Annotated in this window: 14 protein-coding genes; 6 read left to right on the top strand and 8 right to left on the bottom strand. The window is 72.4% G+C overall.

The window, feature by feature from the left end:
* The first annotated feature begins 72 nt into the window (after positions 1 to 72).
* The 4 genes from AB0367_RS13395 (at position 73) to AB0367_RS13410 (ending at position 2,289) form a co-directional block, all read left to right on the top strand.
* Positions 73 to 612, top strand: coding sequence for a DivIVA domain-containing protein (locus tag AB0367_RS13395; protein ID WP_366226543.1), 540 nt, complete (start codon positions 73 to 75; stop codon positions 610 to 612).
* On the top strand, positions 609 to 1,094 hold the full coding sequence (locus AB0367_RS13400; RefSeq protein WP_366226544.1) for an SRPBCC family protein: 486 nt from the start codon (positions 609 to 611) through the stop codon (positions 1,092 to 1,094). Before AB0367_RS13395 ends, AB0367_RS13400 begins: the two co-directional genes overlap by 4 nt.
* 36 nt (positions 1,095 to 1,130) lie before the next feature.
* The gene (locus AB0367_RS13405; protein WP_366226545.1) at positions 1,131 to 1,697 is read left to right on the top strand and encodes a DNA-3-methyladenine glycosylase I; all 567 of its coding nucleotides are present in this window, start codon (positions 1,131 to 1,133) and stop codon (positions 1,695 to 1,697) included.
* A gap of 76 nt (positions 1,698 to 1,773) precedes the next feature.
* Positions 1,774 to 2,289, top strand: a complete 516-nt coding sequence (locus AB0367_RS13410) for a hypothetical protein (RefSeq protein ID WP_366226546.1) — start codon at positions 1,774 to 1,776, stop codon at positions 2,287 to 2,289.
* A gap of 25 nt (positions 2,290 to 2,314) precedes the next feature.
* Here AB0367_RS13410 and AB0367_RS13415 read toward each other — a convergent pair whose 3' ends face one another.
* Positions 2,315 to 5,011: an adenylate/guanylate cyclase domain-containing protein gene (locus AB0367_RS13415; protein ID WP_366226547.1), complete on the bottom strand. Its 2,697-nt coding sequence runs from the start codon at positions 5,009 to 5,011 to the stop codon at positions 2,315 to 2,317.
* A 271-nt stretch (positions 5,012 to 5,282) separates the two neighbouring features.
* Complete coding sequence (locus tag AB0367_RS13420; RefSeq protein WP_366226548.1) at positions 5,283 to 5,504, bottom strand: zinc ribbon domain-containing protein; 222 nt, start codon at positions 5,502 to 5,504, stop codon at positions 5,283 to 5,285.
* Between the two features lie 55 nt (positions 5,505 to 5,559).
* Between AB0367_RS13420 and AB0367_RS13425 the strand changes: the two genes are divergently transcribed.
* Positions 5,560 to 6,717 carry a lytic murein transglycosylase gene (locus AB0367_RS13425; protein WP_366226549.1) on the top strand — a complete coding sequence of 386 codons (1,158 nt, stop codon included), beginning with the start codon at positions 5,560 to 5,562 and terminating at the stop codon, positions 6,715 to 6,717.
* A gap of 85 nt (positions 6,718 to 6,802) precedes the next feature.
* Positions 6,803 to 7,804, top strand: a complete 1,002-nt coding sequence (locus AB0367_RS13430) for a GNAT family N-acetyltransferase (RefSeq protein WP_366226550.1) — start codon at positions 6,803 to 6,805, stop codon at positions 7,802 to 7,804.
* 3 nt (positions 7,805 to 7,807) lie between these two features.
* Here AB0367_RS13430 and AB0367_RS13435 read toward each other — a convergent pair whose 3' ends face one another.
* The 6 genes from AB0367_RS13435 to AB0367_RS13460 form a co-directional block, all read right to left on the bottom strand.
* Complete coding sequence (locus AB0367_RS13435) at positions 7,808 to 8,740, bottom strand: DUF3152 domain-containing protein (RefSeq protein ID WP_366226551.1); 933 nt, start codon at positions 8,738 to 8,740, stop codon at positions 7,808 to 7,810.
* Positions 8,741 to 9,040: 300 nt separating this feature from the next.
* Complete coding sequence (hemB, locus tag AB0367_RS13440; RefSeq protein ID WP_366226552.1) at positions 9,041 to 10,021, bottom strand: porphobilinogen synthase; 981 nt, start codon at positions 10,019 to 10,021, stop codon at positions 9,041 to 9,043.
* Between the two features lie 22 nt (positions 10,022 to 10,043).
* The gene (locus AB0367_RS13445; RefSeq protein WP_366226553.1) at positions 10,044 to 11,624 is read right to left on the bottom strand and encodes a uroporphyrinogen-III synthase; all 1,581 of its coding nucleotides are present in this window, start codon (positions 11,622 to 11,624) and stop codon (positions 10,044 to 10,046) included.
* A complete protein-coding gene (gene hemC / locus AB0367_RS13450; protein WP_366226554.1) occupies positions 11,608 to 12,537 on the bottom strand; it encodes a hydroxymethylbilane synthase in 930 nt (309 codons plus the stop codon). Before hemC ends, AB0367_RS13445 begins: the two co-directional genes overlap by 17 nt.
* Positions 12,534 to 13,850 (bottom strand): glutamyl-tRNA reductase, encoded by a 1,317-nt coding sequence (locus AB0367_RS13455; protein WP_366226555.1) that lies wholly within the window; start codon positions 13,848 to 13,850, stop codon positions 12,534 to 12,536. The genes hemC and AB0367_RS13455 overlap by 4 nt, the downstream gene beginning before the upstream one ends.
* On the bottom strand, positions 13,847 to 14,602 hold the full coding sequence (locus AB0367_RS13460; RefSeq protein WP_366226556.1) for a redox-sensing transcriptional repressor Rex: 756 nt from the start codon (positions 14,600 to 14,602) through the stop codon (positions 13,847 to 13,849). The genes AB0367_RS13455 and AB0367_RS13460 overlap by 4 nt, the downstream gene beginning before the upstream one ends.
* Positions 14,603 to 14,708 lie beyond the last annotated feature (106 nt).

Consider the following 14,708-nt stretch of genomic DNA (forward strand, 5'->3'; position numbering starts at 1 on the left):
TGACCTCCGCGTTTCATTCAGAAGGGTGTGCCGGGCTCGCCCAGGCGTACTCAGCGTGCCACGATTCCCCCTATGGCTGAGTTCCTCCTGGTGTTGATCGCCGCTGTGGTCGTCGGGGCCATCGGGTTCGGCGTGTCGCTGTTGATCACCGGTGACGACCCGGGGATCGAAGGGCATGAGCCCGACGGACGCTCCGTACCACTGCCGTCGTCGCGGCCCCTGGTCGAGGGCGACGTGAACCAGTTGCGGTTCGACACGGTCGTCCGGGGCTACCGAATGAACCAGGTCGACGCCGCGCTGCGGCGCGCCGGCTACGACATCGGCTACAAGGAGGAGCTGATCCAGGTCCTCGAGGCCGAGATCAAGGCCCTCCGCGAGGGGCGGCAGGAGGACGCGGACGCGCTGCGCGACGCGCGGCAGGCCTCCGCGACCGGGGCGTCGACGACCACCGCCGCCGACACGACACCGAGCACGCCGGCCGAGTCCGCCGCGGAGACCTCTGACGACGCCGCGAAACCGGACGTCGATGTGGACGAGAAGCCGTCCTCGGACGACAACTGGAGCGCCTCCGCCGACGACTCATGGGGCCGCCCGTCTCCGGTGGTGAAGTGACCTCCGCCGATTTCACCGAGGCGGCACGGCCAGGCCCTGGCGAGGTCACGGCAACGATGATCGTGGCCGCACCAGCCGCACGGGTGTTCGCGGCGCTCACCGCCTGGGAGCGGCAGGGCGAGTGGATCCCGTTCACGAAGGTCCGGGTGCTCGAGGGCGACGGCGGCGAGGGCAGCCGGATCGAGGCGGTGACCCAGGTGGGCCCGGCGATCCTGCGCGACCTCATGCGGGTGGTGAAGGTCGACCCACCCTTCGAGGTGCGGGTCGTGCACTACGGCAAGGTCCTGCGGGGCCCGGGTGTGATGCGCTGCACCCAGTTGGGCGCCGACCGCACCCAGGTCGTGTGGCACGAGTGGTTCCACCTGCCGGCCGGCCCCGCAGGTCGGGTCGCGTGGCCGCTGCTCTGGCCGGGCTCGAAGGCCGGCCTGACCGGGGCGCTGCGGCGGTTCGCCCGGATGGTCGAGTCGGGGCGGCTGGCGTAGCGATTTTTGTCGTACCCCCGGAGTAGGTTCCGAGGCATGGTCGACGTGGTGGTGGGAGAAGACGGGCTGGCCCGGTGCGGATGGGCCGCGTCGACACCCGATTACTTGGATTATCACGACAACGAGTGGGGCCGGCCGGTCCGCGACGACGACGGACTGTATGAGCGCATGACACTGGAGGCGTTTCAGTCCGGGCTGTCGTGGATCACAATTCTGCGCAAGCGTCCGTCCTTCCGCGCCGCGTTCGCCGGGTTCGAGATCGAGAAGGTGGCGACGTTCGGGGAGGCCGACGTCGAGCGGTTGCTCGGGGATGCCGGGATTGTCCGCAATCGGGCGAAGATCGAGGCGGCGATCGCGAATGCCCGGGCGGCGGCGGAGTTATCCGGCGGGATCGCGGCGCTGCTGTGGTCGTTCGCACCGCAGGACCGGCCCCGGCCGGCGGACTCCTCGGCGGTGCCGGCCGTGACGGCGGAGTCGAAGGCGATGGCGAAGGACCTGAAGCGGCGCGGGTTCCGGTTCGTGGGGCCGACCACGGCTTATGCGTTGATGCAGGCGACCGGGATGGTCAATGACCATGTCGTGGAGTGCTTCGTGGACCTCTGAGGGGCAGGAGCGGACGGGCGGGCGCCGCTGTGGTCCGTCGACAACCCTGTGTCTGGCTGCGTGATCCAATGAGGGCATGGCCAAGTGGGTGGTGGTTGTCTCCGAGAAGCAGTACGAGGCTGAGCGGCTGTACGGGGCCGGGGGGATTTCGGTTCCGGAGGGTGAGCTCGCCGTCGGGGATGAAGCGCTGCTCGTCGCCACTGGCGAGGCGCCCGTCGTCTTCGGGCTGGGCCGGGTCGATGCCGAGGGGCGGCTTCAGTACACCGTGAACCTGCTCGACCGGCCGCTGCCCGCGGGTGGTCTTTCGGGTGAAGTCGGGGCTCGGCGGCTCGCTGATGACGCCTTCCTCGACGTCGTGCGGAAGGCCTCCGCCGACTCGCCACGGGGCGGCGCGAAGCGGACCTGGCTGGTCAGTGTCGACATGCCCATCGAGGCCGCCTCGCCCGGGGAGGCCGTCCGGGCGTTCTGGAGCTACGTGCGGGAACTCGGGCCGGCCGAGCTGCCGGCGTTCGTGTGGCCGGCGGGTGATGAGCTGGCCATGCAGGCGTACGTGCTGGGGGCCGAGGCCAATCAGGACCCCGAGGAGGACTGACCGGGGCCATGGGCGCTCAGGACTGCTACTCGACCGTTGAGAAGCGGATCGAGCCGGCCATGAGGTCTGGGTGCTCGATCGTCAGGGCCAGGGCCACCGACTCCTCCAGGCTCAGGGTGCCGCCCGCAGCGTAGGCGGTGTCGAAGGCGGCGTCGCCCATCGCGGCGCGCAAGGTTGCCTGTTGCTCCGTCCAGTAGGCGCCGAAGGCGCCCGTCGAGCAGCGCAGGCGGATCCTCGTTGCCTGGGCGGCGCCGAACAGGCGGGCGCCCGTCTCCGCGTCCTCGGCCAGCGCGCAGCGCACGGCCACGGCGTTGAGGGACTCGCACACCCGCAGGTGGAAGCCGTGAGTCATGCGGGAGCGCAGGGCCACGATGAGGTGATCGTGCGCGGCCACTAGGTCGCCCCTCGACAGTGCGACCATGCCCAGCAACATGTCCACGGTGCGCTGGCCGCGATCCATCGGGCGGCTGTTCTCCAGCGGGCGGGCACCGGCCAGCAGGCCGGCGGCCTCGTCCAGGGCGCCGCGGCGCCAGAGGAGCTGAGCCAGCGCGTAGACGGCGAAGAAGGCCTCGCCGGCGACGCCCTGGTCCTCGGACCAGGTGATGACGTCGCGGCAGAGGCGTTCGGCCTCGTCGGTGCGGCCCATCTCAAGGAGGGGGGCGGCGCGGGCGGAAAGGATGCGCGCGATAAGGCCCGGATCGCCGGCGCGGCGGGCGGCGGACTCGGCGCGCTGGGAGAAACGGAGCTCCTCGACCGTCTCGCCGTCCGCGCCGGCGTGCAGCGAGTGCATGTGGTACGCCGCGGCCAGCTCGGCGTCGGGGACCGGCTCGCCGGTGGCGCTGATCCGCTCGTACAGGCGGAAGAGCCACATCCGGCCCTCCCGCATCAGGCCGCGCTCGCGCCACCACTGATCCAGGGAGCCGGCCAGCTCCAGGCCCTGGCGAGCGCTGCCCCTGGTCACCGTCCAGTGCAGGGCGGCGCGCAGCTCGTCGGCGAGCGGGTCGAGGGTGTAGAGCGACAGCGTGACCGGGCGGCCCTCGGCGTCGAGGTAGGCGTCGTGGGCGGCCTGCTGACACCAGGCCACGTGCCGCTCTCGCGCCGACTCCTCCTCACCGGCCTCGACGAGCAGGCGGGCGGCGTAGGCGCGGATCGGGTCGAGCATGCGGTAGGTGGCGCTGGTCGCGCCGGCCTCGGCCTGCAGCAGGGACTTGTCGACCAGGGTGGCCAGCGGGTCGAGGGGGTCGCCGTCGTGCAGCCACTCGATCGCCGGCAGGTCGACGGGGCTGGCGAAGACCGACAGCCAGCGCAGGAGGCGGGCGGAGCGCAGGTCGAGGGTGCGATACGACCAGCCGACCGCGGCCTGCATCGTGCGGTGCCGCGCCGAGGAGTCGGACAGGTCCGGGAGGTCCGGCGAGAGGGCCTGCGAGCCGGCGTCCAGCGTGCCGAGCACGTCGCCGATGCGGTCGGCCAGCTGCGCGGCGGACAGCAGGCGCAGGCGGGCCGCGGCCAGCTCCAGGGCCAGCGGCAGGCCCTCGAGCGCCGAGGCGACCCGGGTGAGGTGGGCGATGTCGCCGGGCTCGACGGGACGGCCGCCGCGAGCGGCGGAGGCGCGGTCGACGAGCAGGGCCACGGCGTCGCTGAAGCCGCCGCCGCTGGCCGCCTCGACCGACAGCGGCGGAATGCGCCAGACGACCTCGCCGGCGTGGCCGAGCGGCTCGCGGCTGGTGGCGAGCACGGCGACATCGGGGCCGGCGGCGAGCAAGCGGGCGACGAGCCGGCGCGCCGCCGGCAGCTGGGCGTCGGAGGTGTCGAGCAGGACGAGCAGGCGGCGGTCGCGAACGTGATCGGCGACGGTCTGCCCGACGGGGCGGCCCGGCTCGGGGCGCAGGCCCAGGGCGGCGGCGACGGTGGCGTCGACAAGGTCGCCGGTCGCGACGGTGCTGAGGTCGGCGAACCAGACGCCGTCGCGGAACCGCTCGACGATCTCGCCGGCGGCCTCGACGGCGACCCGGGTCTTCCCGGCGCCGCCCGCGCCGACGACGGTGACCAGGCGGTGCCGGCCGATCAGGTCGCGCACGGCGGCGCGCTCCGCGGCGCGGCCGATGAAGCGGGTCGTCTGCACGGGCAGGTTGTGGGCCGGCGCGTCGATCGTGCGCGGGCGCGGGAACTGCCGGTCGAGGCCGGGGGCGACGAGCTGGAAGATCCGCTCGAAGCCGTCGAACCCGCGCAGCCGGTGCAGGCCGAGGTCGAGCAGCCACGCGTCGTCGTCCAGCAGCACCCCGGCCACGCCGATGCGGGCGGCGGTGGCCGCGGAGCAGAGCACCTGCCCGCCGTGCGCGGCAGCCGCGACGCGGGCGGCGCGGTGCACCTCGGGTGAGGTGTACTCACCCCCGTAGGGCTCGGCGAAGCCTGTGTGCAGGCCCATCCGGACCTTGGGGCGCGCCTCGGGGCTGGGCCAGTCGTGGGCGGCGAGCTCGCGCTGGGCCTCGGCACACGCGTTGAGGGCGGCGGCCGCGTCGGCGAAGGCCACGAAGAGCGAATCACCCTCGGTGAAAAGTTCCACACCGTCCGCTTTGGACAGTGCGCGGCGGATCACCTCCCGGTGCTCGTGGAGCACCGGCCGGTATCCCGCACCGAGCATCTGGGCCAAGCGGGTCGAGCCCTCGATGTCAGTGAAGAGGAAAGTCACCAGCCCACTGGGCAGGTGCGTCCGCCCCGACACGTGAAACCTCCGCCTCCTTTTTCAGGCGTGCCCCATATTTCCCCACCCCGGCGGCGCGCGCATCGTAGAAACGGTCCCCACCGGCAACCCTCAAGGTCGACCCCGGACCGTCGTCCGAGGCGATCCGTGCTGGTCAACAACGATGGAGGGCGAAGCTTGAGTGGGTTTCGCGTGACCTAATGACAACGCTGCGGTAGCGGTTGTGGCACAACGGGGCACAACACCAAAGCCGCTTTGGCAATGTAATGCGAAACCGATCGGTAACAATGTTTCAACAGCCGCACGCGCCGCCGCAACAACCACCACCGGCGCCACTCGCGACATCACTCCGCGGGGCGTTGAGCGCGGAGCCGCCGACGGCGATCGTGGACAGCAGCTTGACGGTGTCGTCGTGGCCCGCCGGACAGGCGGTCTTCACGTTGGCTTCACTCATCGGGCGTTGCACCTCGAAGGTGTCCCCACAGGCGCGGCAGCGATACTCGTAGCGTGGCATTCCCACAGGTTATGCCACCGTGACACGCGTCCGGGAATTCAGGAATACTCGACCCGTGGCAAGCAACGACGAGCCGCCGGAGGCGGAGCGAGCGACCACAGTGGACACTCCACCGGCATCCGCCGTCCGGCCCCCGGTCCCCGGGCAGTCCGGCGAGCGCTGGATCCCGGTGGAGATCACTGCGCCAGAGCCGGACAAAGACCCGAAACCGCCGCACAAGCCGCGCCACGCCGCGCCGGAGCCGGGCGACGCGCCCGGGTCGCCGCGACCGCCGCTCGGGGCCGCGTCCGGGCCACCACGACCGCCCGTGGGCGACGTGCTCGAGTCGCGGCGGCGACCGCTGGACGCGCGGCGGGAGCGGTTCGCGCGCATCCGCGCCCGCCCAGGGTTCCGGTTCCTGCTTCCCGGCGCGCTCATCGCGATCGTGCTGACCGCGGCCGGAGTCGCCGGCGCCGTTGTGATCCCGGGCGCGTCCAGGACGACGGCCGATGCCTCGCGGTCGGTCCCGCCGCCCGAGGGCACCAACGGCACGCGTGGCGCGCCGGGCCTCACCGGGGCACCCGCCACCGGCGAGGCGCCGCAGCCCGAGACGCCGTCGGGCTCGTCCACCTACAGCCCGCCGCCCGGCACCCGCGAGCGCCCCGCCGACGTGTACGGGGCATGGGCCGGCACCCGCGCGGTCCGGCTGGGCATCCCGGTGGTGGCGCTGCAGGCGTACGGGTACGCCGAGGCGGTCACCGCCCGCGCCAACCCGAGGTGCCACCTGACATGGACCACGCTGGCCGGCATCGGCAAGGTCGAGTCCGACCACGGCCGCGCCAACGGCTCGGTCCTGCAGGACGACGGCCGCTCCGTGCCGCCGATCGTCGGCCCGCCGCTGGACGGGCAGAACGGCCGCCAGGCGATCGCCGACACCGACCAGGGCGCGCTCGACGGCGACCGCACCTGGGACCGCGCCGTCGGGCCGATGCAGTTCCTGCCGGCCACTTGGCGGGCGTACGGCCAGGACGCCGACAACGACGGCGTGATCGACATCAACAACATCAACGACGCCGCCCTGACCGCCGCCGCGTATCTGTGCGCCAACAACCGCGACCTGTCCACGTTGGACGGCTGGAACTCGGCCATCCACGCCTATAACGTGCCCGAGGAGTACCGCGCCGCCGTATTCAACGCCACCAACGACTACGGCCGCCGGGACCGGCAGGGCTGAGCGGCAGAGCACCCACGAGTAGATCAATGCCACGCTCTGCGCCCTGGTACTTCCGCTCAGCCACAAACAGGGGCAGGCTTAGGACGTGAAGGTGCGCGAGTGGGACCCGGGGACCGCGCCCGCGGCCGAGATCGATGCGGTGCTGCGGGCGCTCAACGACATCGTCGCCGTCGATGTGCCCGAGGACCCGCCGTGGCGCGAGAACATGTTCCGGGAGTGCCTCGCCGTCACCATGCCGGGCGAGCGGCGCACGTCGTGGCTGGCGACCTCGGAATCGGGTGAGATCCTCGGCCACGCCAGCCTGCTGGCGCTGGAGGAGATCGGCGTGCTCGAGCTGTCGGTCGTCCCGGGCGCTCGGCGCGGCCACGTCGGCACCACGCTGCTGGCCTCCGTCGCCCGCCGGGCCGCCGAGGAGGGTTTCGAGTCTGTCGGCGTCGAGGTCATCGGCGGCACCCCGAGCGTGAAGTTCTTCGAGTCGCACGGATTCGAGTGCGCGTTCATCGAGATGCGCAACCTGCTCGACCTGGCCGGCGTGGACTGGCTGCGGCTGGGCGAGATGGCGGCCGGCATCAGCGCCGGTTACCGCATCGAGTACTACCCGGGCGGCCCGCCGCCCGAGCTCTACGCGGCCTACGCGGCGGCGAAGGAGGCCGCCCGCGCCGCCGTGGTCGAGGACCTCGATCTGCGGCCGAGCTCCTACGACTCCGAGCGGCTCGCGGCGAGCCTGCGCACGCTGCACGCGCGCGGCCTGAAGCCGTACATCGTGCTCGCCGTGCACGAGCAGTCGGAGACGATCGCCGGGCTCACCGAGGTCGTCGTGCCCGCGCAGCGCCCGACCCGCGCCGACCAGTACGACACCATCGAGGTGCCCAGCCATCGCGGCTACGGCATCAGCCGCGCGATCAAGGCGCGGATGCTGTTCGAGCTGCGCGCCGCCGAGCCGAACCTGCTGGACGTGCAAACCTGGAACGCGCTGGAGAACGAGCCGCTGCTACAGGTCAACGCGGAGCTGGGATTCAAGCCCGACCGAGAGTGGCGCGAATACGAGGCCGATGTGATCGACCTCCTGCGCCGCCTGAAGGCCTGACGGTCAGCTCGGCGCCCAGGGGCCCTGCACGAACTTGCCGTCGGACGTGAACGGGTAGGCGTTGGGCCGGCAGCCGTTCAGCGCGATCGTCTGCGTCTGCATGATCGGCGCGGCCTGGCCCGAGCCGGGGCACTTCATGTGGTCGAAGCCGAGGAAGTGGCCCATCTCGTGCAGGACGGTCATCGAGTGGAAGTCGATGCCGGCAGGGAAGCCGTCGATGCCCTTGAGCCAGCGGCGCAGGTTGAGCAGGATGGTCTTGCCGTATCGGCAGGAATAGATGCCCTGGGTGTTGACCCCGACCGCCCTGCACAGCTTGTCGACGGTCCCGGGAGTGGCCAGGCGCAGCACAACGTCGTAGTCGCCGCCGCTGACGCGCTGGAACTTCCAGGTCGCGTCGCTGATCTTGTTGGGCGAGTAGGTGACCGGGTGCTCGCCGGACATCGTCCAGCCCTGCGGCGAGGCGATCGCCCGGTCGACCTCGGCGGCGAGCGCCGAGGTTGACCAGACCCGGTTGCTGCCCCACTGGATGCCGTTCTCCATCTCGACGCGATACTTCACCAGCGTCGCCGCGCCGGCCGACCCGACCACGTCGGTGCCCCCGCCGGCCACGGTGAACGTGCCGCTGCCGAGGTTGGGCACGCCATCGTTGCTGTTCACCGGCTTGGCGCCGCCGGTGTCGCCGCCCGGGTTGACCCGTTTCACCGACGCCGACGCCGAGGGCTTGAGGCTGGGCTTCTTCGACGGGGAGGGGGACCCGGACGGGGACGGGGCCCGGGTGAGCTCGCTGCCGCCCTCGAGCTTGGCGGCCGGGAACGGGTCGGTGCTCGACGCCGCGTCGAGCCCCGGCGGCGACGACGCTGCGCGCGGGTCACAGCCGACCAGGCCGGTCAGCAGCGCGCCGACCAGCATCATCTTCGCCACACGTGTCGCCAGCACCCGGCCGAGCCTAGGCGAAATTCGCAACTCCCGCTGCCCTCGATGGCATTGCTCACCGGCGGGCAACCGCATGGCAGGGCAAGAATTCTTCGCACAGGGCGACAAACCTGAACGAGCCGCCACGTCGCACCTTCGCCAAACCGACCGGCGCGACCGCACCGACGGCGTGGCGGGCGGCAGCTCGGCTACACCCTCGCCGGCCTGCGCGCGCCCGCCGACACCCCGGGCGAGCCGGCGCCGGGCCGTGCGGGCATCCTAAGAGGGGCCTAGCGCGCGCTACGCGCGTGCAAAGGCACCAATTCAGATCTTGCGCAGCCAGCGAGCCGCGTCACTCGCCCAGTACGTCAGGATCAGCTGGGCGCCGGCCCGGCGGATCGAGGTCAGCGTCTCCAGCACGACCCGCTCGCGGTCCAGCCAGCCGTTGGCCACGGCCGCCTCGACCATCGCGTATTCGCCCGAGACCTGGTAGGCGGCCACCGGCACGTCGACCATCTCGGCGACGCGGGCGAGCACGTCGAGATACGGCAGCGCGGGCTTGACCATGATCATGTCCGCGCCCTCCTCGACGTCGAGGGCGACCTCGCGCAGGGCCTCGCGCAGGTTGGCCGGGTCCTGCTGGTAGGTCTTGCGGTCGCCGGCCAGGGTGGACTCGACGGCCTCGCGGAACGGGCCGTAGAAGGCGCTGGCGTACTTAGCGGCGTAGGCCAGCAGCGATATCTCGGTGTAGCCGGCCCGGTCCAGCGCCGAGCGCACGACGCCGACCTGGCCGTCCATCATCCCGGACGGGCCGAGCACGTGGGCACCGGCCTCGGCCTGCGCCAGCGCCATCAGCTCGTACTGCCGCAGCGTGGCGTCGTTGTCGACGGCCCCGTCGGGGGTCAGCACGCCGCAGTGCCCGTGCGAGGTGAACTCGTCCAGGCACAGATCGGACATGACCACGGTCGAGTCGCCGACCTCGGAGATCACGTCGCGGATGGCGACGTTGAGGATCCCGTCGGGGTCGATGCCGCCGGAGCCGGTCTCGTCGCGCGTCTCCGGCACGCCGAAGAGCATGAGCCCCCCGACGCCCTCGGCGACCGCCTCGGCGGCGGCCTTGCGCAGCGACTCGCGGGAGTGCTGCACGACGCCGGGGAGGGAACTGATCGGCCGCGGCTCGGTCAGCCCCTCCTTCACGAACATCGGCAGGATCAGGTTGGACGGCTGCACGTGCGTCTCCGCCACGAGCCGGCGCATCGCGGGCGTGCGACGCAGCCGGCGCGGCCGGACCTCAGGGAACCCCACGGGATGACCCCCTACGAATCCTCTAGCGGAACCGCAGGGCGGTCGGTCCCTGCACCTTGGAGCCGCGGCGCTGCTTGGCAGGCATCGCGGCGAGCTTCTCGCGCAGCTCCACAGCGTAGCCCGCAAGCGCCTCGACCAGGTCGGGAACCGAGGCGTGCGGCGGCTGCACGTCGACGCGCAGGCCGAACTCCACGGCGGTGTCCGCCGTCTTCGGCCCGATCACCGCGACGACGGTGCGGGCGTGCGGCTTGCCGGCGATACCGACCAGGTTGCGCACGGTGGACGACGACGTGAAGAGCACCGCGTCGAAGCCGCCGGACTTGATCGCGTCGCGGATGTCGGCCGGCGGTGGCGCGGCGCGGACCGTGCGGTACGCCGTGACGTCGTCGACCTCCCAGCCGAGCTCGGTGAGGCCGGCGGCGAGGGTCTCGGTGGCGATGTCGGCGCGGGGCAGCAGCACTCGGCCGACCGGGTCGAGCACCTCGTCGTGCGGCGAGAACTCGGCCAGCAGGCCCTCGGAGGACTGTTCTCCGGACGGCAGCAGCTCGGGCACGATGCCGAAGCCGCGGACCGCCTCGGCGGTGGCCTCGCCGATGCAGGCGACCTTCACGCCACCGAAGTGGCGGGCGTCGAGGCCGTGCTCGCCGAACTTCTCCCAGACCGCGCGGACGGCGTTGACCGAGGTGAAGACGGTCCAGGCGTACCGGCCGTCGACCAAGCCCTTGATCGCGCGCTCCATCTGCGCCGGGGTGCGCGGCGGCTCGACGGCGATCGTCGGCACCTCGCATGGGATCGCGCCGTAGGCCCGCAGCCGCTCGCTCATCGCGCCGGCCTGCTCCTTGGTGCGCGGGACGAGCACCTTCCAGCCGTACAGCGGGCGGTTCTCCCACCAGCCGAGCTTCTCGCGGTGCGCGACGCCGGCGCCCAGGCACAGCACCACGCGGCCGGCGAAGCCGAGCGCGGCGGCGACCATGCTGTCGACGCTGGAGGCGGAGCTGTACTGCGTCTCGCCCGTGCCGTCGCCCGTGATCGAGACCGGCGTGGCCGGGTCGACCCCGGCGGCCAGCAGCCCGTCGCGGACGGCGGCGAGGTCGCCCGCGTCGACGGCGAGCGCGGAGGAGCCGCGGGCCACGGCGGTGGCGACGGCCTCGAAGTCGACGGACTGCACGTCGTCGACGTCGGCGGTCACGCGCACACCAGGCAGCGGCACGCCGGCGTAGGTGGCGACGCCGGCGGCCTGGCCGATGCCGGGCACGACCTCGAACGGCACCGCGGTGCGGGCGACGGCCTGCACCTCCTTGAGCACCGCCTCGTGCGCCAGCGGGTCGCCGCCGACGAGGTGGATCGCGCGCAGCCCGGAGCGGGCCGCGGACATCAGCACCTTGGCCACGTCGCCGGGCGCCCCCTCGGCCGGGCTGAACTGGGCCTCCGGGTCGGCCTCGGCGCGGATCGCGGCGAGCAGCGGCTCCGGTACGTTGCGGTCGTAGACGACGTGGTCGGCGGTCACCAGCGCCTCATGGGCGCGGCGCGTCAGCAGGCCGGGGTCGCCGGGGCCGGCCCCGACGAAGGCGATCCGGCCGGTGCCCTTACGGGTGCGGGTCATGCTGCACTCCCAGTGCGTTGTCGGCGCCTTCTTCGCGTAGGTCGCGGGCCAGGGCGCGGCCCACCTCCGCGGCGTCGGCGAGCGTTCCGGTGCGCGAGAGCCGGAGGGCGAAGCCGCCGTCCGGGCTGAACACCGCACCGCGCAGATAGATCTCCGGCCCCTCGTCGCCCTCGGCGACCTCGGCCAGCGCCGCGATCGGGGCGGAACAACCCGCCTCGAGCTCGGCCAACAGCGCCCGCTCGGCGGCGACCGCCGCGCGGGTGTATTCATCGTCGAGCGCGGCGAGCACCTCGCGCAGCTCGACATCGTCCTCACGGCACTCGACCGCCAGCGCGCCCTGCGCGGGTGCGGGCAGCATCAGCAGCGGATCAAGCACCTCGGTCGCCTCCCCGCCGCGGCCGAGCCTGGCCAGGCCCGCGTGCGCCAGCACGATGGCGTCGAACTCGCCCTCGGCCAGCTTCCGCAGACGGGTGTCTACGTTCCCCCGCAACGGTACCGCGGAAAGCCGCCGACCCAACGCGTTGATCTGGGCGATCCGGCGCAGCGCGCTGGTGCCGATGCGCGCGCCGTCGGGCAGCTCGTTGAGCATCAGCCCGTCGCGGGCGACCAGCGCGTCGCGCGGGTCCTGCCGCAGCGGGATGGCGGCCACCACGAGGCCCTCGGCCGGCGCGGTCGGCAGGTCCTTGTAGGAGTGGACGGCGAAGTCGATCTCCTTGTTGAGCAGCGCGTCGCGCAGGGCGGAGACGAAGACGCCCACGCCGAGCCGCTGGATCGGCTCGCTCGACCGGTCGCCGGCGGTGACGATCTCGATCAGTTCCACGTCGCGGCCGGTGCGCTCGCGCACGGCATCGGCGACGGTCTTCGACTGCGCCATCGCCAGCGCACTGCCCCGGGTCCCTAGTCTCAGCGTCACGGGTGCACCTCTCCAGCTGCGGCCGGGTTGATCTCCGAGGTCGGGATCTGCAGGTCGAACAGCTCACGTAGCGCCTGAGCATAGGCCTCGCCGCCCGGTCCGGCGGCCAGCTGGCGCACGCGAACGGTCGGCTGGTGAAGCAGGCGCTGGACGATCCGGTGAATGCTGTGCGCCACCTCGGCGCGCGCCTCGTCGCCGAGCTCCGGGCAGCGCTGCGCGAGCCGGCGCAGCTCGGCCTCGACGACCTCGTCGGCCCGGGCCCGCAGCGCGGCCACGGTCGGCGCCACGTCGGCACCGCGCAGCCAGGTCAGGAAGGCCTCGACCTCGGCGGCGACGATCTCCTCGCCGGCCCGCTCCTGCGCGTCCGCGGTGGTCGACAGCGACTCGGACAGCAGCTCGATGTCGACGAGCGTGACGCCGGCCAGCTCCCGGACCTCGGGCGCCACGTCGCGCGGCAGCGCCAGGTCGAGGACCAGCAGGTGCCGGTCGGCCCCGGCAGTCCCGACCGCTCCAGCGAGCAGCGGCGCGTCGAGCACCGGCTCCGGCGACGCGGTCGCGCTCACGACCACGTCGACGCGCTCCAGCAGCGACGGCAGCTCCGCGAACGGTACGGCCTCTGCCCCGTGCAGCTCCGCCAGGCGCTCGGCCTTGGCGTGACCGCGGTTGGTCACATACAGCGGAGCGGCCCCGGCCCGGCGCAGCGTCGCCAGCGACAGCGCGCCCATCGCGCCCGCCCCGATGACCAGCGCGGGACGCCCCTCGACCGGCGAGGTGGCGCCCTGCCCGTAGGCCAGCGCCGCACTCACCACGCTCTGCCCGGCACGGTCGATCTCGGTCTCGGCGTGCACCCGCTTGCCGACCCGCAGGGCCTGCTGCAGCAGCTCGTGCAGCAGCCGCCCGGCCGTGCCCTGCTCACCGGCGGCGCCGTAGGCGTCGCGGAGCTGGCCGAGGATCTGCGCCTCGCCCACGACCATCGAGTCGAGCCCGGCGGCCACGCGGAAGGCGTGCCGGACGGCGTCGACCTCGTAGTGGACATACAGCTGGGGAGCCAGGTCGCCCACGGCGAGCCCGGCCCGTTGGGCGAGCACGCCGCCGATGTCGGCGAGGCCGCCGTGGAACGCGGTGACGGCGGCGTAGATCTCCACGCGGTTGCAGGTCGAGAGCACCACGGCCTCGTCGACATACTGCAGCCCGACGAGCTCGGTGAGCACGTCAGGCAGCTCGCCAGGGCTCAGCGCGAGCCGCTCGAGCAGCGGAACCCCAGCCGTCCGGTGCGACATGCCCACGACCAGCAGATTCTGGTTATTGCTCACGACCCCACCGCCTCCCCGCCGAGCCGGTTGGCTCGTTGTAGGTCCTGGCCGACCCGTCCGGGCTCCTGCACCGCCGGCAGCGCCGTCAGGGCCGTCTTACGGTGCTCGTGGAAGGACAGGATCTGCAACTCGATGGCCAGATCGACCTTACGCACGTCCACGCCCTCGGGGACATTCAAGACGCACGGCGCGAAGTTCAAGACGCTGGTGACGCCGGCCGCCACGAGCCGATCCGCCACATTCTGCGCCGCGTGCGCGGGCGTGGCGATCACCGCGATGGAGATCGACTCTTCGTCCACCACCTCGGGCAGCTCGTCGATGTGCCGCACGACCAGGCCGTTGATGTGCTCCCCGACCCGGCCGAGGTCGGCGTCGAAGAGAGCCGCGATGCGGAACCCGCGATTGCCGAACCCGGCGTAGCCGGCCAGGGCGTGACCGAGATTACCCACGCCGACGAGCGCGACGGCTCGCCGATGCGTGAGGCCGAGCACCTGCTCGATCTGGTCGATCAGCAGCGTGACGTCGTAGCCGACGCCGCGGGTGCCGGTGCGGCCGAGGTGGGACAGGTCCTTGCGGAGCTTGGCGGAGTTGACGCCCGCGGCCGCGGCCAGACCCTCCGAGGAGACCGTGTCGTGCCCTTCCTCGGCGAGGTTGTGCAGGGCGCGCAGGTACTCCGGAAGCCTGGCGACGGTCGCCTCCGGAAGGTCCGGAAATTCCGGTCCATCCGTGGGGCCGGTGCGCTGCTGGCTCATGAGTCTCCGAGACGACGACGGTTTGCGAGGCCGCTCGCAACGGCGGTTACCGCCTGTGCTAACGGGGTTCGTCGTTGCAACAGAGTAGGCGCTTGTGAAGCCGTGC

The organism is Dactylosporangium sp. NPDC051484, assembly GCF_040689395.1.
Lineage (GTDB): Bacteria > Actinomycetota > Actinomycetes > Mycobacteriales > Micromonosporaceae > Dactylosporangium.

Bases quoted from the DNA above. Each gene is read 5' to 3' on its own strand.
- AB0367_RS13395 (WP_366226543.1), top strand. From the start codon at position 73: ATGGCTGAGTTCCTCCTGGTGTTGATCGCCGCTGTGGTCGTCGGGGCC.
- AB0367_RS13405 (WP_366226545.1), top strand. From the start codon at position 1,131: ATGGTCGACGTGGTGGTGGGAGAAGACGGGCTGGCCCGGTGCGGATGG.
- AB0367_RS13410 (WP_366226546.1), top strand. From the start codon at position 1,774: ATGGCCAAGTGGGTGGTGGTTGTCTCCGAGAAGCAGTACGAGGCTGAG.
- AB0367_RS13420 (WP_366226548.1), bottom strand. From the start codon at position 5,504: ATGCCACGCTACGAGTATCGCTGCCGCGCCTGTGGGGACACCTTCGAG.
- AB0367_RS13445 (WP_366226553.1), bottom strand. From the start codon at position 11,624: ATGACCCGCACCCGTAAGGGCACCGGCCGGATCGCCTTCGTCGGGGCC.
- AB0367_RS13460 (WP_366226556.1), bottom strand. From the start codon at position 14,602: ATGAGCCAGCAGCGCACCGGCCCCACGGATGGACCGGAATTTCCGGAC.